The organism is Pseudarthrobacter sp. NIBRBAC000502772, from assembly GCF_006517235.1.
In the GTDB taxonomy this organism is placed as follows: Bacteria; Actinomycetota; Actinomycetes; order Actinomycetales; family Micrococcaceae; genus Arthrobacter.
Genome location: NZ_CP041188.1, coordinates 1,784,808 through 1,803,468 on the forward strand (window position 1 = coordinate 1,784,808; position 18,661 = coordinate 1,803,468).

An 18,661-nucleotide genomic window follows, 5' to 3' on the forward strand; every position below is an offset into this window, starting at 1 on the left:
GGCGCCCCAGTAGCCCAATTGGCAGAGGCAGCGGACTTAAAATCCGCGTGTTGTGGGTTCGAGTCCCACCTGGGGTACAAATTCTCCCTAGGGAGTTCCTCCTGACGTGCCCTTCCGCGCCTCCCGCGTGACTTCAACGGACCTCTCCCGTTCATTGATTTCGCATATGCAACGACTGTTATAAGGATGTGACCTCAGTCACTTATATCCGCCGAAGATATGCATTAGCTTGAAGTTAAATCAGGAACACCTGATCATCCGCGTCAAAGGCCGTTCGCACCTTTCGATCCAGGAGATTGTCAATGATTTCACTTTCCCCGGCGGCACCCCGTCTTGCTAAGCTCACAGCGCTTAGCGTCGGCGTCGCCTTTCTGGTTACAGCCTGTGGTGGTACCTCCACCCCGAGCTCGACAGAAACCACCACGTCAGCATCTGGGATCTCCTGCCCCGCTCCCGGCGCGGCTCCCGGAAGCACATCAACGGCAGGCGCTGGAGGCGCTGTTCCGCCTGCAACCACCGTCACGGAAACGCCGCTCAAGCTGGGTTCCCTGCTCCCCACCACCGGCTCCCTGGCCTTCCTCGGGCCGCCCGAAATCGCGGGTGTGAATCTTGGCATCAAGGAAGTTAATGATGCCGGGGGTGTCCTGGGCAAGCCTGTGGAAGTGATCCACCGTGACTCCGGCGACACTAAGACAGATATCGCCACGCAGTCCACCAGCGCGCTCCTCGGCCAGGGCGTCAGCGCCATCATCGGTGCCGCGTCTTCCGGTGTCTCCAAGACGGTCATCAACCAGATCACCGGTGCCGGTGTCATCCAGTTCTCGCCCGCCAACACCTCCCCGGATTTCACTACCTGGGATGACAAGGGCCTCTACTGGCGTACTGCGCCGTCAGATGTGCTGCAGGGTAAGGTCCTTGGCAACTACATGGCCACCTGTGGTGCACAGACTGTGGGCATGATCGTGCTCAACGACGCCTACGGAACCGGCCTTGCCAGCAACGTCAAGTCCGCCTTCGAAGCGGCTGGCGGCAAGGTGGTTGCGGAGGAGCTCTTCAACGAGGGCGACTCCCAGTTCAGCAGCCAGGTGGACAAGGTCATTGCGGCCAAGCCCGACGCGATTGCCCTGATCACCTTTGACCAGGCCAAGAGCATCGTGCCGCTGATGACGGGCAAGGGTGTCAAGCCCACCCAGATGTTCCTCGTGGACGGCAACACTTCCGACTACAGCAAGGACTTCCAGGCCGGCACCTTGAAGGGCGCCCAGGGAACCATCCCGGGCACCTTCGCCAAGGATGCGTTCAAGAAGAAGCTGCTCGCCATTGATCCGGCCCTGAAGGACTACAGCTACGCCGGTGAGTCCTACGACGCTGTGAACCTGATCGCCCTTGCCACTGAAGCCGCCAAGAGCACCAGCGGCGTTGAGATTGCCAAGCAGCTCAAGGCAGTCTCGGAGTCGGGTGAGAAGTGCACCGACTTCGCCTCCTGCGTCACGCTGCTCCGCAACGGCAAGGACATCGACTACGACGGCCAGTCAGGTCCGGTGACGTTCTCCGACGCCGGCGACCCGACGGAAGCCTACATCGGCATCTACGAGTACCAGGACGACAACAAGTACGCGCCGTCCAAGGAAGAATTCGGCAAGCTGTAAAGCCGCCTCCTGCACAAGAACCCCCGCCCGGATTGCATCGGGCGGGGGTTCTTTCTTGTGCGCGCGAGGGGAGGGGGCCGCCGGGGAGGTACGAGCGCAGGCGCCGAGCAAGTGGCTGCCGTAGGCGCCCGGACGGCACGGGGAACCAAGCTGGGCACGCAGAAGGGCCGCCACCGGACGGTGACGGCCCTTCTGGGGGCTACTGGACGGAGGCGGCTTAGACCTCGTCCGCCAAAGTGCCGAGGTACAGCTGGATCACCTTGGGGTCCTTCATCAGTTCCCGCCCGGTTCCGGTGTAAGCGTCCCTTCCTTGGTCAAGCACATAGGCGCGGTCGCAGATCTGGAGGCAACGGCGGGCATTCTGTTCCACCATGATCACCGAGACGCCTGCCCGGTTGATCTCGTGCACCCGCAGGAAGGTTTCGTCCTGCTTGACAGGGGAGAGGCCTGCGGAGGGCTCATCAAGGAGCAGGACGGCGGGCTCCATCATCAGCGCGCGTCCCATGGCCACCATCTGACGTTCGCCGCCGGAGAGCGACCCAGCCCGCTGGGCCCGGCGCTTGCCGAGCTCGGGAAACAGGCTGGTCACAAAATCAAACCGCTCGGCGAAGTCCTTGGGGCGCTGGAACATGCCCATCTGCATGTTCTCTTCGATAGTCAGCGTGGCGAACACATTGTTGTTCTGCGGGACGAATCCCACGCCCTTGGTCACCAACTTGTTGGCTTTGAGCCCGGTGATGTCCTGGCCACGCACCACGACTGTGCCCGAATGGACTTTCACCAGACCGAACATGGCCTTGAGAAGCGTTGATTTGCCGGCACCGTTGGGGCCAATGATGCCGATCAGTTCACCTTTGCGGGCTTCGATGCTGCAGCCGTTCAGGATGTTCACGCCGGGAAGGTAGCCGGCAACGAGGTTTGTTACCTTGACGACCGAATCGTCGGTTGCCGCGCTACCGGCAGCGGGAGCCGCACTCGTGGCGCTCATTCTGTGTCCTTTTCTTTGCGACGTGGTTCTTCCGCACGATTCTCCTCAAGCTCCTGCTCAAGCACATCGATGGAGATGATGCCCGCGTTCTCAGTACCGACAATCGACTCCTCATCGGCTTCCAGCTCGGCTGCAAGTTCCTTGATGCCCTCGGCGTCGCCAAGGTCCACGTCGTGGTGGGCCCCCAGATAGGCATCGATGACTGCCGGATTCTTCATGACTTCGCCAGGAGGGCCCTCGGCAACGATCTTTCCTTCCGCCATCACTACCACCCAATCGGCGATATGGCGCACCATGTTCATGTCGTGCTCCACGAAAAGCACGGTCATGCCTTCCGCCTTGAGGTTCTTGATGTGGTCCAGGAGGGACTGGGTCAGCGCCGGGTTGACGCCTGCCATGGGCTCGTCCAGCATGACCAGCTTGGGCCTGACCATCAGCGAACGTGCCATTTCCAGGAGTTTCCGCTGGCCTCCGGAAAGCGAGGCAGCGTAGTCGTCCTTCTTGGCGTCCAGCTTGAACTTCTCAAGCAGGACGTTGGCCTGGGCAGTGATCTCCTTTTCCCGGCCGCCCCAGAGGCCCTTGAACAGGGCCTTGGAGAGGCGCTCACCGGGCTGTTGCGAGCCGCCGAGCCGCATGTTCTCCATGACGGTGAGCTTTCCCATGACCTTGGTCAGCTGGAAGGTCCTCACCATCCCCATCCGTGCCACTTTGTAAGGTGAGACGCCGGCAAGGCTGTTGCCTTCGAACTGCCATTTGCCCGAGTTCGGCATATCGAATCCGGTCAGCAGATTGAAAAGGGTGGTCTTACCTGCTCCGTTCGGGCCGATCAGCGCTGTGATCTTGTGCCGCGGGATCTCCAGGTATTCGACGTCGACGGCGTTGATGCCGCCGAAGCTGCGGGTGACGTTTTCCGCCACCACGATCGGATCACGCTTCTTGCAGCCGGGGGCGGTGTCCCCGGCCGCGATCGGACGCGTGTCCGTCATGTAGTCAATTTCCTCCGACGGACGGGGTTCTTCGCTATGCGTGCTCATGCGAACGCCAGCTCCTTCTTGTTACCGAAGACGCCCTGGGGCCTGAAGATCATCAGCAGCATCAGTGCGACACCCACAAGGATGTAACGCAGCTGGCCGGCCTGGACTGTGTTCAGCCAGGTGACGGCGCCGGATTCGATCAGGCCGTACAGGATGCCCTGTGTGAGGGACAGCACCACCCAGAAGATCATCGCGCCGATGACGGGTCCCAGCACCGTGCCGAGGCCGCCGAGCAGCAGGCAGGTGTACAGGAAGAACGTCAGTTCGGTGCCGTAGTTGGCCGGCTGGACTGCGCCGCGGGGGAGCGTAAAGATCATGCCCGCCAGGGCGCCGAGCACGCCACCGATGATGAGGGCCTGCATTTTGTAGGCATATACGTTCTTGCCGAGGGACCGTACCGCGTTTTCGTCCTCGCGGATGCCCTTGAGTACGCGGCCCCATGGGCTCCTCATCAGCAGCCACACCAGTGTGCAGCAGATGACGACGAGGCCCCAGCCGACGATGCGGATGAAGAAGTCCCGGTTGTTCATGCCCATGTACGAGCCCGCGGGGAACGGGTTCATGGCGTAGAACCCGCCTTCGAAGGCGGCTAGGCCGTTGGCCGAACCGGTCACGGCGGTCAGCTGGTTGGTCGTGACAATGTAGCGGACGATTTCCGCGGCCGCGATCGTGACGATTGCCAGGTAGTCCGCGCGCAACCGCAGCGTCGGGATGCCCAGGAGCATCGCGAAGATGACCGAACAGATTACGGCGATGACCAGTCCCACAAAGAAGGGGACGCCAAACGTGAGCGTCGAGATGGCGAAGCCGTAGGCGCCCACCGCCATAAAGCCGGCCTGGCCAAAGTTCAGCAGGCCGGAGTAGCCGAAGTGGACTGCCAGTCCGAGGGCCGCAAGGGCATAGGCCGCGGTGGTCGGGCTGAAGAGTTCGCTGGCAGCGCTGGAGAAAATGAATCCGAAATCCATGGCTGTCTCCTAACCCACGCGCTCGCGACGACCCAGGATGCCCTGGGGCCGGAACAAGAGGACAACAATCATGATGAACAGTGCTCCCACATACTTGAGGTCGGCGGCGAGGCCGAAAACGGTTGTCAGCTCTACGAAGATGCCGACGATGATGGACCCGATGAGGGCGCCGAAGACGGTGCCGAGGCCGCCCAGGGTCACGCCGGCGAAGATGAGCAGCAGGATCTGCGAACCCATGTCGAAGGTCACGCCTGGCCGGTAGTAGGCCCACAGGATTCCGCCGAGGGAGGCGAGCATGCCGCCGGTGACCCAGACGATCCGGATGACCGAGTCGACGTCGATGCCGGAGGCGGCCGCCAACGCCGGGTTGTCAGCCACCGCGCGGGTGGCCTTGCCCAGCCGGGTTTTCAAGAGGACGATTCCGATCAGGGCGATCACCACTGCACTGATGATGAGCGACCACAGGTTGTTGGGAGAGATCGATACCGGACCCAGTTGGATTTCGGCGCTCTGGGCAAAAGGCAGTTGCTGCGTGGCGCCGCCAAAGTAGAACTGGATGACGTACCGGACGGCAAGGGCGAGGCCGATGCTGACGATCATCATGGGCACGAGGCCCGTTCCGCGGCGGCGAAGCGGCTTCCACAGTCCGGCGTCCTGGACGTAGCCGAAGAGGCCGCCGCCGAGGAGCGAGAGGATCAACGCAAGCCAGAAGGGAAGGCCGATAGCGTTAAAGGCGAAGACCAGCACAGCGCCGAGGGTGACCATTTCCCCGTGGGCGAAGTTAGTCAGCCCCGTGGTTCCGAAGATCAGGGAGAGTCCTACGGAAGCCAGCGCCAGCAGGAGGCCAAAGCTCAACCCCGCTACGAGCCGGTTGAGGAGGTTCTGCCCGAAGTCCTGCTGCTGGACCACGATCCCCTTACCGAAGGCAAAAATCACGGAGAGGTTCGAGGTCTGGCTGAACGTTACGCTGCGGGGGTTTTCCTGGCCGTCCGCGAGCTTGATGCCCTCTGGCAGGGTCGATTCGTCCAGTTCGATCTCATAGGTGCCTTGGACCGGGACCCCAATGCTCCAGGACCCGTTGGCCGCGGATGTGGCGGTCCCTTCGAAGTCCCCGCTCCTAGCGGTTATGGTCACGTCGGCGATGGGGGTTCGCGCGTCATCCCGTAGGAAGCCGCTGATGTTGTTCTGGAAGGTCGTAATCGACGGGGATGGTGTCGGAGACGGCGAAGTGGCTTGTGATGCCGGGGCGACGACGAGCAGTATCGCCACGACAGAGGCAAAGACGGCCCCTATCACTTTCAGCAATCCGCCCGGCCGTCTGTGCGGCGAGCCTTTGGGTGTACTTCTCAAAATGAAAATCCTCCACTTGGGTGGGGTGGCCAGGGATGCGCCATTGCAACCACTGCAAACGTCACGGGACGGATGGTGGGGCTTTCTGCAGGTTGGGGGCCTGATTGTGATATCCGTCACCGTGTGTGGTTTATGTTACAGCTCGTCAGAGGCAAATTTTAGGCTGGGGGGAGGCCGTAGGGTAGCGATCGCATAACAACTGCGTTACAGCCATGGCGCATTGGCAAAGTGTTCGCAAAGAAACTTCTGTTGATCAGCAGTATTCCTCCGGGGGGCGGCCTGGCCTACGCGCGGCCCGGCGGCGCGTGCGACCGTCCACTCGGATGCATCACGGTTGCGTTTCGGCGCCATGGACGGGGAACTTATTGGGGCGTGAGCGCGTAGATATTGGTAGCGTGGTTCGTAAGTCACGACTCAACCCTTTACTTGGAGGACACCAGCAATGGCACTTGGCGGAAACCCGATCTTCAACGGAAAGAATTTCCGTGGAGCAACGCAGGCACCGCGTGTCCCGCAGGCACCCTACGGACAGGCACAGTACGGCCAGCGGGCTCCCGGCCAGGTCATGGATCCCCAGAATGGTTGGGGCCAGCAACAGAACATGACCGATGAGCAGCTGCGCCAGATGTACAACCAGCCGGCCGCGGGTCCCGCGGACACCGGCCGGATGACGTACGACGACGTCATCGTCAAGACTGCTGCCTGCCTCGGAGTCCTGCTGGCCGGTGCCGCGGTGACCCTGTTTGTCAGTATGGGGCTGGCCAGCATCCTGATGATCGTCGGTGCGCTGGGCGGCTTCGTCCTGGCACTGGTCAACACGTTCAAGAAGCAGCCTTCGCCGGCCCTGATCCTGGCCTATGCCGGGCTCGAAGGCCTGTTCCTCGGCGGCCTCACCCGCGTGCTTGACCTGATGTACCCGGGAGTCGGCCTGCAGGCCGTCATCGGCACGCTGTCCGTGTTCACCGTGACGCTGCTCCTGTTCAAGAGCGGCAAGGTGCGCGCCTCTCCCAAGGCCATGAAGTTCTTTATGATCGCCCTGGTGGGTTACGGCCTGTTCTCCGTGGTCAACCTGGTCATGATGATGACGGGTATGACGACGGAACCCTTCGGCCTGCGCAGCGGCATCATTGGTGTTGTCATCGGCATCCTGGCCATCGGCCTGGCCGCGTTCTCCCTGGTCATGGACTTCACCAGCATCGAAGCCGGCGTGCAGAGCGGTGCACCGCAGCGCTTCTCCTGGACCGCTGCCTTCGGCCTGACGGTCACCCTGGTCTGGCTGTACGTGGAGATCATCCGCGTCCTGGCCATCCTCCGCGGCGAGGACTGACAACAAAACCCGGCGTCCGCCGTCGTAATTCGCACTCACAAGAAGAGGGCCCCACCGATGCAATTCGCATCCGGCGGGCCCTCTTTTTGCGGTATCAGCGCTACGAAATGCGCATGGCTCCCGCTGCAGGGGTCACGGTGAAGATGTCAGGGGCCGTGTAGCCGGCTTCTTCGAAGGCACGCACGACGGCGGCGCGCACCTGCTGCTCCGACGTCACCGGGGTGAGCGCGATGGCGGCCCCGCCGAAGCCACCGCCGGTCATCCGGGCGCCGATTGCGCCGTTGGCGCGCGAGGTGGCCACGGCCAGATCCAGTTCCGCGCAGGAGATTTCAAAGTCGTCCCGCATGGAAGCGTGGCTGGCGTCCAGCAGCGCGCCGATGGAACCGGGGCCCGCACTGGCCAGCAGCTCCACGGTCTGCAGCACGCGGTCGTTTTCGGTCACGATATGGCGCACGCGCCGGTAGGTGACCTCGTCCAGGAGGCCGGCGGCTTCTTCCAGGTCCTCCATCCGGACGTCACGCAGTGCCTTGACGCCCAGGACCTCGGCGCCCAGTTCGCAGGACGCGCGGCGGGAGGCGTACCCGCCGTCCGCATGGGAGTGGGAGACGTTGGTATCGATCACCAGCATCACCAGCCCTGCAGGTTCTGTTTCGAAGGGAACCAGCTGAGCGCTCTGGTCGCGGCAGTCCAGGAAGACCGCATGCCCCTTGGATCCGCGCAGCGACGCTGACTGGTCCATGATGCCCGTGGGGGCGCCGACAAAGTCGTTCTCGGCGCGCTGGGTGGCGAGGACCATCTCTTCGGGTTCAAGCCCCGCTCCCGTCAGGTCATTCAGGGCTGAGATGACCGCGCATTCGATGGCGTGCGATGAGGACAGGCCGGCGCCCAGGGGAACGTTTGAATCGAGCAGCAGGTCCACCCCCGGAACGCTGATGCCCTGCTGCTGCAACGCCCACATCACACCGAGCGGATACTTCGTCCAGCCCTTGGCGGAAGCCGCGTCCAAGGAGCCGAGGTCGGCGGTGACCATGCCGTGGTCACCATAAGTGGAGAGGAGCCTGACCGTGGAGTCCGGGCGGACTGCGACAGCCACCCGGGCGGTCTTGTCGATCGCGAACGGGAGCACAAAACCTTCGTTGTAGTCGGTGTGCTCGCCGATGAGGTTAACGCGCCCCGGTGCCTGCCAGACGCCGTCGGGCAGCCTGCCGAACTCCTGCCCAAAGCGGGCGGCCAGGTCCGCGGTGCCGGGCTGCGCTCTGTCCAGGTCCTCAGTGCCCGGTTCCGCCGGGTTGGTCAGTGCGGTCCGGGCAGTAAACGGGTCAGGGGAGGCGCTCACGCGTGTACTCCTTCAGGCAGGGCCCCCAGAGCAGCAGGGGCGGGGCTGGACTCGGGCACCACCACGGCACGGAGCCGTTCCGCCGCGCTTTCCGGGGTGGTGTCATTGATAAAGGCGCCCATGGCGGCTTCGGAGCCGGCCAGGAACTTGAGCTTGTCCGCTGCCCGGCGGGGCGACGTCAGCTGGAGGTGCAGGTAGCTGGCGGGGCGCAGGAGGTCGTCAAGAGGGGCCTGGTGCCAGGCGGAAATGTAGGGCGTCGGCGTCGGATACAGGGCATCGAGCCGTTTGAGCAGGTCAAGGTAGACATGGGCCAGTTCATCCTTTTCCTCACCGCTCAAGGCGGCCAGGTCGGGTACCTGCCGGTGCGGCACCAGGTGGATTTCCAGCGGCCAGCGGGCAGCGAACGGCACGTAGGCGCTGAAATTCTCGCCCTCCATCACCATTCGGCTCCCGTCCTCGCGTTCCGCCCGCAGCAGCGAGCCCGTGAGCGTCTGCCGTCCGTCGGACCCATCATAGAACTTGCGTGCGGCCGCTCCGATGACGCCTGCCCGGGGCGTGACGTAGGGGTACGCATAGATCTGGCCGTGCGGGTGGTGGAGGGTGACGCCGATGTCGGCCCCGCGGTTTTCGAACGGGAACACCTGCTTGATCCCCGGCAGTTTGCTGAGGACTTCGGTGCGGTGCGCCCACGCTTCGACCACAGTCCGGGCGCGGGCCTCACCCAGGCCACTGAACGATCCCGTGTGCTCGGGCGTGAACGCCACTACTTCACAGCGTCCGTACGCGGGTCCGGTGGTGCCCCAGGCCGGAGTGGACGGCACTGGCCCCACGGCCGGGCCCAGCGACGGGAAGCGGTTTTCAAACACCACAACGTCATAGTCGGGTGCTGGGATCTCGGAGGGGTTGTTCGGTGTGGTGGGGCAGATGGGGCACTGGTCGGCAGGCGGGAGGTGGGTGCGGGACTGCCGGTGCGCCGCGACAGCCACCCACTCGTCGGTGAGGGCATCGAAGCGTACTTCGCCAGGCTCGCCGCGCTCGGGTAAAGGCCGGTGATCGGTAGTGGTGGCCGCCGTGCGTGGCTTGGCAGTGGCGCCGTCGTCGAAATAAATCAGCTCCCGGCCATCGGCGAGGGTGGTGGTGGTGATACCTGTCATGGCGGGGTCCTTTGCGTGCTGGTGCCGGAGATGCCGGGCGTCCGTTGCCTCGATCATCCCATATTTCGCTCAAAAAAGAATAGTTTCACACAAAAGAGAACATCTCGCGGTGATGGCAGGCAGTCCTTGCCCCCTGTTACGGTGGTGCTCATGACTTCGAGCGCAACCCCGGACGCGAGCATTCCCGCCGGATTCCAGACCTACGCCACCGGCCGGCAGTACGAACTCCGCAGGGGTGACGCGTTCGCAGTTGTGACTGAGCTGGCGGCCGGCCTGCGGCTCTACAGCCGGGCCGGTGTCCAGCTCACCGAGACCTATGGGGACGCCGAGATTTCCCCCGGTGCCGCCGGGATCACCCTCGCCCCTTGGGCAAACAGGGTGGAGGACGGGCTCTGGTACCTGGACGGCAAGAAGCAGCAACTGGACATTACGGAGGTTTCCCGGAACAACGCCAGTCATGGACTGCTCCGCAACTCCGCCTACAGCCTGGTTGATGAATCGCAATATTCGGTGACCCTCGAGGCGACGGTGTTCCCGCAGCATGGCTACCCCTTCCTGGTGCGCCACCGGGTCCAGTACCTTCTCGCTGAGGATCTTGGCCTGGAAGTCCGCCAGTCGCTGATCAACGATTCCAACGCGCCAGCGCCGTTCGTCCTCGGCGCCCACCCATACCTGCGGCTGGGCGACGCGGACGTGGACCAGCTCACCCTGACCGTCGCCGCCGGCACCCGCCTGGTGGCGGACCAGCGCCTCATCCCGCGGAGCTCGGAGCCCGTCAGCGGGGACAGTGACTTCCGTAGCGGCCAAAGAGTGGGGGACCTTGAGATCGATGTAGCCCTCACTGACCTGACGTTCGACGGCGGTGCGGCCCGCCATGTGCTCAGCGCACCTGACGGCCGCAGTGTCACCTTGTGGCAGGACGAATCCTGCGGCTACGTCCACATCTTTGTGACAACTGAGCTGCCCGGCAGGCCCAGGGCGGTGGCCATCGAACCCATGACCGGTCCGGCCAACGCCTTCAACTCGGGTGACGGGCTGCGGTGGCTTTCGGCCGGGGAAACGTTCACGATGGCCTGGGGGATCGATGCTGTCCTGGGCGGGGCCGGGTAGCCGTTTCGCATAAGGGGCGGTGCTGAGGAAGTATTAGGCTATGACGCCAGCCGAGGACGCCACCCCATCCGATTCAAAGCCCACAGGCACGGCGCCGGACACGGTCCGGCCGGTGGAACCCGTCCGTCCGGCCCGGGTGCAGGCGGACCGGGAGCTTGAGCAGGACATTCCCTACGGTATCCGGATCGCAGCGTCGTGGGCCTGGCGGCTCGGTCTCATCCTTCTGGTGGCCAGCGCCCTGATTTGGCTGCTCAGCCGGATCAGCTTCCTGATTATTCCCGTTATGGTGGCCGCGCTGCTGGCCGGGCTGTTGAGCCCGGTAGTGCGCTGGCTGCGGAGCAGGCGCCTGCCAAATGGCGCCGCGGTGGCCATCACGGTGCTGGGGTTCATCGGTGTGATTGCTGGCGCCCTTGCCCTGGTGGGACGCCAGCTGGCTTCAGGTTTCGGCGAATTGTGGTCCCAGGCGCTGACCGGCGTGAAGCAGGTCCAGGACTGGCTGGCCGAAGGACCCCTGCACCTCACCGCCGACCAGATCGACCAGTACCTCAAGGAAGCATCCGCCGCACTCCAGAACAACAGCAGCAGCATCCTCAGCGGTGCGTTGTCCTTCGGAAGTACCGCTGGCCACTTCGCCGCGGGAATGGTGCTGGCTCTGTTCATCCTGATCTTCTTCTTGCTCGAAGGCGACAGGATCTGGGCCTTCCTGGTCCGACTCCTCCCGAAGAAAGCGCGGGCGGCAACGTTCGGTGCCGGACGCAAGGGCTGGACTTCGATGGTCAGCTACGCACGGATCCAGATGTTTGTTGCGTTTGTTGACGCGGTAGGCATCGGCGCCGGCGCGGCCATCATCGGGGTGCCGCTGGCACTGCCCCTGAGCGTGCTGGTGTTCATCGGTTCCTTTATCCCGGTAGTCGGTGCCCTGGTGACAGGGGCCATCGCCGTACTCCTGGCCCTGGTGGCCAACGGGCCGGTCAACGCCCTGATCATGCTGGCTATCGTCCTGCTGGTCCAGCAGCTGGAGAGCCACATCCTGCAACCCCTCGTGATGGGCAAGGCCGTGGCCCTGCACCCGGTGGCGGTCATCCTCTCTGTGGCCGCGGGTTCGTACCTTGCGGGCATCCCCGGCGCGCTGTTCTCAGTCCCCATCCTCGCCGTAGCAAACTCCGCAATTCGCTACATCGCCGCCAGAACGTGGGAACATGAACAGGTGCTGGCAACCCCCGGAGGGCCGGTGACGCCAGGCCCGGACCATGATGACTCCATCAGGGACGTCCGGTTGCCGGGCTTCAAGCCCAAGCGCGGCAAGGACGCCGCAGCCAGCACAGAAGCCGCCAATCCGGACGCCCAGGCCTGAAACATGAGCCAGGGCGCCGGAGCCGTATCCACCCAAGGAGAATAAGTCCGTGAACACCCTTGAAACCCTTCCCGTCACGCTGGACGATGTCCTGGAGGCGCAGAAGCTGCTCGAGGGGATTATTATGCGGACCCCGGTGGAATCGTCACGGGCCCTGGGCGGGATGGTTGGCGGCGACGTCTTCTTCAAGTGCGAAAACCTGCAGCGGGCCGGATCGTTCAAGGTCCGCGGTGCCTATGTCCGCATGGCCAAGCTCTCGGCTGAGGAAAAAAAACGCGGCGTTGTGGCCGCGTCAGCCGGAAACCACGCACAGGGCGTGGCCGTGGCCGCCAAAAGCCTGGGCATCAAGGCCCGCATCTACATGCCGCTGGGCGTAGCCCTCCCGAAACTGGCGGCCACGCGCAGCCACGGTGCGGAGGTGATCCTCCACGGCCACAACGTGGATGAGGCCCTCGCCGAGGCGCAGCGCTACGCCGACGAGTCCGGCATGGTCTTTGTGCACCCTTTCGACAATGTTGATGTGGTGTCCGGCCAGGGAACCATCGGCCTGGAGATTCTCGAGCAGATCCCCAATGTGGACACCATCCTGATGGGTGTGGGCGGCGGCGGGCTGCTGGCCGGAGTGGCTGTAGCCGTCAAGGCCCGGGCCAGGGAACTTGGCCGGGAAATCCGCATCATCGGTGTCCAGGCCGAAAACGCCGCGGCCTATCCGCCGTCCCTTGCCGCCGACGCCCTGGTTCCGCTGAAGAAGGTATCCACCATGGCTGACGGCATCGCCGTGGGCCGGCCCGGACAGCTGCCCTTCAGCATCATCCGCGAGCTGGTGGACGATGTTGTCACCGTCAGCGAGGATTCCCTGGCGCGGGCCCTGATCTTCCTGCTTGAACGGGCCAAGATGGTGGTGGAACCCGCCGGGGCGGTCGGAGTTGCAGCCTTGATGGACGGCAAAATCGAAAACCCTGGGACCACGGCCGTGATCCTGTCCGGCGGCAACATCGATCCGATGCTGATGCTTAAAGTCATCCAGCGGGGCCTGTCCGCCGCCGGGCGCTACATGACAGTCCGGATGATGCTGGATGACCGGCCGGGCTCGCTGGCCACCATCGCCCGCATCATCGCCGAAAACGATGCGAACGTCACGGGCCTGGATCACACGCGTGTTGGCGGCTCCATCAGCATGGGCGACGTTTCCATCACCGTGAACCTCGAAACCAAGGGCCACGAACATTGTGAGCAGGTCCTCGGCGCCCTCCGTGCCGAGGGTTTCCAGCCCATTGTGGTGCATTAGGAGTAGCCATGCTTGACGCGATGGGGGACGGAAAGCCGCGGGACCGGGAAACCACAGCCTCGCGGGCGAAGGGCGGACTGTTGGTGGCCGGCGGCTTTGTGGCCGTGCTCTTTATGATCGAACTGTTCAACATGCTGACCCTGCATGCCCTGAACCGGACTTTCGGGCTCCGGCCCCGGTCCGCGGACGGGCTTCTGGACATCCTGACGTTCCCGCTGCTGCACGCCAATCTGAACCACCTGCTGTCCAATGCCCTGCCCCTGATCGTCTTCGGCTTCCTGGTGTTCCTCTCCGGCGTGAGGGTGTTCCTGACGGCCCTCGGGTTCAGCTGGCTGGGCTCCGGACTGACAGTGTGGCTGATTGGCGACGGCGGCATCACCGTTGGCGCCTCCGGCCTGGTTTTTGGATTGTTCGCCTTCCTCCTGGTGCGGGGTTTCTTCAACCACAGCTGGCGCCAGATCCTGCTCGCCGTGGTGCTGTTTATGGTCTACGGCGGCATCCTGCTGGGGGTGCTGCCCATCATGGGCAGCTACATCTCCTGGCAGGCGCACCTCGGCGGCGCGGCAGGCGGAGTTGTCGCTGCCCTGTTGCTGCGCCCCAAGCACGCAAGAACGCCGGCCCCCTGACGGGGGCCGGCGTTGGCCAGGCTTGGTTGGCCTGAAACGATCAGTGTGAAGCGTCAGCCTGCGTAAGGCTTGGCGGAGAGGATCTCCACCGTGATGTCCTTGCCGTTCGGAGCCGTGTAGCTGAGCTTCGCGCCCTCTTTGTGGCCGACGATTGCGGCGCCGAGAGGTGACTTCTCACTGAACACGTCCAGGTCTGAATCGCCGGCGATTTCGCGGGACCCCAGCAGGAATGTCTCTTCGTCGCCTGCGATCCGGGCAACAACGAGCATGCCGGGCTCCACAATGCCGTCGTCAGCGGGGGACTCGCCCACGTGGGCATCGCGCAGAAGGGCCGTCAGCTGGCGGATCCGGGCTTCGATCTTGCCCTGCTCTTCTTTGGCTGCATGGTAGCCGCCGTTTTCCTTTAGGTCGCCCTCTTGCCGGGCAGCTTCAATCTTCTGGACGATCTCCGCACGGCCAGGGCCGGAAAGGTGGTCCAGCTCTGCCTTCAGGCGGTCAAAAGCTTCCTGGGTGAGCCAGGCTGCAGGCGCGCTGTTGGTGGTAGACACGGACTTCTCCTAATGGTCGTACATGCAAAAGACCCCGCAACGGTGGCCACTTATGGAACTCAGCAACCAGCTCAGCGGGGTAAAGGTATTGACCCATTGTAGTCAAAACTCTGGACATACCCAACCCGGGATGGGGCATAGATCACACGGCGCTACGTCCCGGCACCCGGAATCCAGCAGTCGTCCACCACGCCGGAAACTGACAGGGACTCCGTCCGGAGTGTCACGCGCTGCGAAACTGTCCTGCCGCCGTCGGCCGTTCCGTCAGCTTTCCCGGGCGGGATGTCCACTACTTTCCAGCCCACCACGGCGAACTTGGAGTCGAGGGCCTTGACGGCGCACTTGACGGCCGTCCCTGGTTCCCTGGTGACCTGGAAATCGACCTCGGTCGCCGTGGCATCGATGGTGCTGAAGCCGATGTCCTTGAACGTCACGTCAGAGCCGGCTGAGGACGTGGAGACCCAGGCCATAAACCCCACTCCGGCCGCCAGCGCCGCTACGGCAATGCCACGTTTGACCGCACGCGGGAGGGACTGCTTTTTACTGCCATAACGATTGGCTAGGCTAGTGTCTGCAGGCGGGGACGCGGCGGGCTGATCCTGGGTAGTCACCAGTCCAGTTTAGTTCGGTTCCAGGCCGTGGCCGTCCGGGCCGGATCAGCACCCCCGGCACAGCTGCCCCGTCCGTCCAGTCATGCAGTCCTCAGTCCAATGGCCGTCACAGCAGCCGCAGAAGAATAAGGAGCCGTCCTCGATGACAGCGTCCACCAATACCCCGGCAACGCTGAGGCTGCTAGCCGTGCACGCGCACCCGGACGACGAGTCAAGCAAGGGTGCCGCGACCATGGCCATGTACGCCGCCGCCGGAGTGGAAGTTATGGTGGCCACCTGCACCGACGGATCCCGCGGAGACATCCAGAACCCTGCCGTGGAAGGCGAGCCGCATCCCAAGCGGGACATGGCCGGGGCGCGCCGGCTGGAAATGGACCAGGCGGCCAAGGTACTGGGCATCCAGCAGCGCTGGTTGGGATTCACGGACTCCGGGCTGCCCGAGGGCGATCCGCTGCCGCCGCTGCCGGCCGGATCCTTCGCCGTCCAGCCGCTGGAACGCGCCGCGGCGCCGCTGGTGCGGCTGGTCCGGGACTTCAAGCCGCAGGTGATCGTCAGCTATGACGAAAACGGGGGATACCCGCACCCGGACCACATCATGGCGCACCGGGTGGCAGTGGAGGCATTTGCGGCTGCGGGTGACCCCAGCCGGTATCCCGACGCCGGAGCGGCCTGGGAACCCAGCAAGCTCTATTACGACAGGGCCTTCAGCCCGGACCGGTTCCGCGCACTGCATTTTGCCTTGGAGGAAGCAGGCCTGCAGTCCCCGTACGCCCAGCGGCTGGCCGCGTGGCTGGAAACGGACGCGGAAGGCCACACCCCGCCGCAGGGTGCCCATGCCACCACCACGCAGATCGACTGCGGGGACTTTTTTGAGGCCCGCGACGACGCCCTCCGTGCGCACCGCACCCAGGTTGATCCGCTGGGGTTCTTCTTTGCCGTGTCGGCCGAGATGCAGCGCCGCGTGTGGCCGTGGGAAGACTACTCCCTGATCGAGTCCAGGGTCCCCGCGGAATTGCCCGAAAAGGACCTTTTCGCCGGGCTAAGATAGAGCGGCAGCGTATTCTATGCCGTGTAGAAAAGCTGTGGGCTGGTCCGAGTCCCGCGGACCCGCCTCCGGAATCCCCGGCCGGCTGCCCATCAGTTTCCACAGAAGGTTTGAACCGTGCACCACTTGCTCCTCGCCCTGACCACCACTCCCTCACCGCTGCCGACGCCCGGCCTGCGTGAGGGCATCTCCGAGGACCAGATCACCCCGGGTCTGTGGGGCTTCATCATGACGGCTTTCTTTGTGCTGGCCACCACGCTGCTGATTGTGGACATGGTCCGCCGCATCCGCCGCGTCCGCTACCGGGCGCAGGTGGAAGAGGAACGCCAGGCAGCGGCCGAGGCAGCGGACATTGAAGCTGCGGACGGCCACGACGGCCTCGGTGTTGCCGGCGACACGGATGCGACCGGCGACAAGGCAGGCCTCGAAGACAACGGTCACGGCCAGGCCGCCGACCGGCCCCGCGACTGAAGCGGGCCGGACCTACGTGTTCCTGCCGGCCTCAACAGTTCAGCTGAGGACTGCGATGGCGATCGCCGTGAAATGTGCTGCGAAGGCCAGGACCGTCAGGGCATGGAAGAGTTCGTGGAAGCCAAAGTGTTCGTAGCTGAAGTTGGGTTTCTTCAGCGCGTAGAACACGGCGCCGGTGATGTACAGAACGCCGCCCACACAGATGAGGACGGCGGCGGGGACGCTGGCCGCGAAGAACTCAGGCAGGTAGAACAGCGAGCCGCAGCCCAGTGCGATGTAGATGGGCACGTATAGCCAGCGCGGCGCGTCCGTCCACAACAGCCGGAACAGCACGCCGAGAATGGCCCCGGACCAGATGACCCAGAGCAGCAGGACCGCCTTGGGCTGTTCCAGCAGCGACCAGGCCAGGGGAGTATAGCTGCCGGCGATGACCAGCATGATGTTGGTGTGGTCCAGGCGCTTGAGGACAATCTTCACGCCCGGAGACCAGTTGCCGCGGTGGTAGATGGCACTGATGCCAAAAAGCAGGACACCGGTGGCAGCGTAGATGGCCGAGGTGATCTTGCGGTCCGTAGTGGGGGCGAGGACCACGAGGACGAGTCCCGCCGCCAGGGCCAGCGGAGCCGTGACGGTATGGATCCAGCCGCGCCACTTGGGCTTGATCATCAGGAGCTCGGCCAGCCGGACGGCGGCGTCGTTCAAAGGGCTGTGGCCGTGGTCCGCCGAGGGCGCGCGGGGGCCGTCAGGAGTCTGGCTGTTCATGGCTTCAGAATATCCTCTCTTTGAATAAGTTACTCATGGGTAACAATCATGGCAGGTCATCCGGGAACGTCCCGTCACGCCGGTCCCGGTCCCGGACGGTAGCCTAGGATGTGCAATGCCGTCGAACAGCAACGGAAGTCAGGTGAGTCTCCTCGTGGAATTGCGCGGGTTCCTTTATGGCTTCTACGAGAGGCGGCTGCTCCGCGAGTTGGCCGGCGGCCGTATTCCCAATCACATCGGCGTGATGGTGGATGGCAACCGCCGCTGGGCCAAACAGTTCAACGCACCCACCAGCCAGGGCCACCAGGCCGGCGCGGACAAGATCCATGAATTCCTCGGATGGTGCCAGGAGCTTGGGGTCAAGGTGGTTACGCTCTACATGCTGTCCACGGACAACATGAGCCGGTCCAGCGAGGAGCTGGACCTTCTGATGGGGATCATTGCCAACACCCTGGACCGCCTGGACGATGACGCCAACATCTCGGTCAACGCCATGGGCGCCCCCGAGCTCTTGCCCGACTACCTGGCGGAACGGCTCAACAAGCTCACTGCCCGCACTCCGGTACGCGAAAAGATCCATGTCAACGTTGCGGTGGGCTACGGCGGGCGCCGCGAAATCGTTGACGCCGTGCGGGAGCTGCTTCACGACGCCGTCGCCAAGGGCTCTGACATTTCGGCGCTCGCTGACACCCTGTCCGTGGACGATATTTCCCGTTTCCTCTACACGCGCGGCCAGCCGGATCCGGACCTGGTGATCAGAACCTCCGGGGAGCAGCGGCTGTCCGGGTTCCTGATGTGGCAGAGCGCGTACAGCGAGTTCTACTTCTGCGAAGCCTTGTGGCCCGCCTTCCGAAAAGTGGACTTCCTCCGCGCCCTTCGGGACTACGCCGGCAGGCAGCGGCGCTTCGGGACCTGAGCCTCATCACGGGTCCGCCCCCGTTCATACGGAATTCACAAGCCGGCAACAGGAATCGCCGACGGATGGCACCGGAAATTACTGGGCAGGGAATTACGTTATATGCATCAGCAGGCAAAAACGCCGG

General features: G+C 64.0%; 18 protein-coding genes and 1 tRNA gene. 10 read left to right on the forward strand and 9 right to left on the reverse strand.

The genetic code is table 11. The features are described 5' to 3' along the window. The first annotated feature begins 3 nt into the window (after nucleotides 1-3). Both NIBR502772_RS08410 and NIBR502772_RS08415 read left to right on the forward strand, forming a co-directional pair. Nucleotides 4-77 (forward strand) — tRNA-Leu (locus NIBR502772_RS08410). Between the two features lie 225 nt (nucleotides 78-302). After that, nucleotides 303-1,649: an ABC transporter substrate-binding protein gene (locus NIBR502772_RS08415; protein ID WP_141139848.1), complete on the forward strand. Its 1,347-nt coding sequence runs from the start codon at nucleotides 303-305 to the stop codon at nucleotides 1,647-1,649. A gap of 217 nt (nucleotides 1,650-1,866) precedes the next feature. Here NIBR502772_RS08415 and NIBR502772_RS08420 read toward each other — a convergent pair whose 3' ends face one another. Genes NIBR502772_RS08420 through NIBR502772_RS08435 form a run of 4 tightly spaced genes read right to left on the reverse strand, consistent with a single transcriptional unit; the run spans nucleotide 1,867 to nucleotide 5,929 of the window. Continuing rightward, nucleotides 1,867-2,637 (reverse strand): ABC transporter ATP-binding protein, encoded by a 771-nt coding sequence (locus NIBR502772_RS08420; RefSeq protein ID WP_141139849.1) that lies wholly within the window; start codon nucleotides 2,635-2,637, stop codon nucleotides 1,867-1,869. Beyond that, nucleotides 2,634-3,671: an ABC transporter ATP-binding protein gene (locus NIBR502772_RS08425; protein ID WP_141139850.1), complete on the reverse strand. Its 1,038-nt coding sequence runs from the start codon at nucleotides 3,669-3,671 to the stop codon at nucleotides 2,634-2,636. The genes NIBR502772_RS08420 and NIBR502772_RS08425 overlap by 4 nt, the downstream gene beginning before the upstream one ends. Further along, nucleotides 3,668-4,636 carry a branched-chain amino acid ABC transporter permease gene (locus tag NIBR502772_RS08430; protein WP_141139851.1) on the reverse strand — a complete coding sequence of 323 codons (969 nt, stop codon included), beginning with the start codon at nucleotides 4,634-4,636 and terminating at the stop codon, nucleotides 3,668-3,670. The genes NIBR502772_RS08425 and NIBR502772_RS08430 overlap by 4 nt, the downstream gene beginning before the upstream one ends. Before the next feature lie 9 nt (nucleotides 4,637-4,645). Continuing rightward, the gene (locus tag NIBR502772_RS08435) at nucleotides 4,646-5,929 is read right to left on the reverse strand and encodes a branched-chain amino acid ABC transporter permease (protein WP_210412449.1); all 1,284 of its coding nucleotides are present in this window, start codon (nucleotides 5,927-5,929) and stop codon (nucleotides 4,646-4,648) included. Between the two features lie 499 nt (nucleotides 5,930-6,428). On the opposite strand from NIBR502772_RS08435, the gene NIBR502772_RS08440 reads away from it, so the two are divergent. After that, a complete protein-coding gene (locus NIBR502772_RS08440; RefSeq protein ID WP_058929661.1) occupies nucleotides 6,429-7,313 on the forward strand; it encodes a Bax inhibitor-1/YccA family protein in 885 nt (294 codons plus the stop codon). 100 nt (nucleotides 7,314-7,413) lie between these two features. Here the strand turns inward: NIBR502772_RS08440 and galK are convergent, their stop codons facing one another. Together galK and galT are read right to left on the reverse strand one after the other, a co-directional pair. Beyond that, nucleotides 7,414-8,577, reverse strand: a complete 1,164-nt coding sequence (gene galK / locus NIBR502772_RS08445) for a galactokinase (RefSeq protein WP_141141998.1) — start codon at nucleotides 8,575-8,577, stop codon at nucleotides 7,414-7,416. Nucleotides 8,578-8,645: 68 nt separating this feature from the next. Next, nucleotides 8,646-9,803 carry a galactose-1-phosphate uridylyltransferase gene (gene galT, locus NIBR502772_RS08450; protein ID WP_141139852.1) on the reverse strand — a complete coding sequence of 386 codons (1,158 nt, stop codon included), beginning with the start codon at nucleotides 9,801-9,803 and terminating at the stop codon, nucleotides 8,646-8,648. A gap of 150 nt (nucleotides 9,804-9,953) precedes the next feature. Between galT and NIBR502772_RS08455 the strand changes: the two genes are divergently transcribed. Genes NIBR502772_RS08455 through NIBR502772_RS08470 form a run of 4 tightly spaced genes read left to right on the forward strand, consistent with a single transcriptional unit; the run spans nucleotide 9,954 to nucleotide 14,181 of the window. Further along, nucleotides 9,954-10,913, forward strand: a complete 960-nt coding sequence (locus tag NIBR502772_RS08455; protein ID WP_141139853.1) for an aldose 1-epimerase family protein — start codon at nucleotides 9,954-9,956, stop codon at nucleotides 10,911-10,913. Between the two features lie 40 nt (nucleotides 10,914-10,953). Next, a complete protein-coding gene (locus NIBR502772_RS08460; protein WP_104060984.1) occupies nucleotides 10,954-12,267 on the forward strand; it encodes an AI-2E family transporter in 1,314 nt (437 codons plus the stop codon). Between the two features lie 49 nt (nucleotides 12,268-12,316). Beyond that, nucleotides 12,317-13,555, forward strand: coding sequence for a threonine ammonia-lyase (ilvA, locus tag NIBR502772_RS08465; RefSeq protein ID WP_056343503.1), 1,239 nt, complete (start codon nucleotides 12,317-12,319; stop codon nucleotides 13,553-13,555). Nucleotides 13,556-13,563: 8 nt separating this feature from the next. Then, entirely contained in the window at nucleotides 13,564-14,181 is a 618-nt protein-coding gene (locus NIBR502772_RS08470; protein ID WP_141139854.1) for a rhomboid family intramembrane serine protease, read from the forward strand. A gap of 53 nt (nucleotides 14,182-14,234) precedes the next feature. On the opposite strand, the gene greA is transcribed toward NIBR502772_RS08470, so the two are convergent. Next, a complete protein-coding gene (gene greA / locus NIBR502772_RS08475) occupies nucleotides 14,235-14,729 on the reverse strand; it encodes a transcription elongation factor GreA (protein ID WP_056343498.1) in 495 nt (164 codons plus the stop codon). Between the two features lie 152 nt (nucleotides 14,730-14,881). Then, complete coding sequence (locus NIBR502772_RS08480) at nucleotides 14,882-15,340, reverse strand: DUF4307 domain-containing protein (RefSeq protein WP_141139855.1); 459 nt, start codon at nucleotides 15,338-15,340, stop codon at nucleotides 14,882-14,884. Between the two features lie 142 nt (nucleotides 15,341-15,482). On the opposite strand from NIBR502772_RS08480, the gene mca reads away from it, so the two are divergent. Both mca and NIBR502772_RS08490 read left to right on the forward strand, forming a co-directional pair. Next, complete coding sequence (gene mca / locus NIBR502772_RS08485) at nucleotides 15,483-16,388, forward strand: mycothiol conjugate amidase Mca (protein WP_141139856.1); 906 nt, start codon at nucleotides 15,483-15,485, stop codon at nucleotides 16,386-16,388. A 114-nt stretch (nucleotides 16,389-16,502) separates the two neighbouring features. After that, a complete protein-coding gene (locus NIBR502772_RS08490) occupies nucleotides 16,503-16,856 on the forward strand; it encodes a hypothetical protein (protein WP_246848741.1) in 354 nt (117 codons plus the stop codon). A 39-nt stretch (nucleotides 16,857-16,895) separates the two neighbouring features. Here NIBR502772_RS08490 and NIBR502772_RS08495 read toward each other — a convergent pair whose 3' ends face one another. Continuing rightward, nucleotides 16,896-17,618: a hemolysin III family protein gene (locus tag NIBR502772_RS08495; RefSeq protein ID WP_240484314.1), complete on the reverse strand. Its 723-nt coding sequence runs from the start codon at nucleotides 17,616-17,618 to the stop codon at nucleotides 16,896-16,898. 154 nt (nucleotides 17,619-17,772) lie between these two features. Here NIBR502772_RS08495 and NIBR502772_RS08500 point away from each other — a divergent pair, with 154 nt between their 5' ends. Next, nucleotides 17,773-18,534 (forward strand): isoprenyl transferase, encoded by a 762-nt coding sequence (locus NIBR502772_RS08500; RefSeq protein ID WP_141141999.1) that lies wholly within the window; start codon nucleotides 17,773-17,775, stop codon nucleotides 18,532-18,534. Nucleotides 18,535-18,661 lie beyond the last annotated feature (127 nt).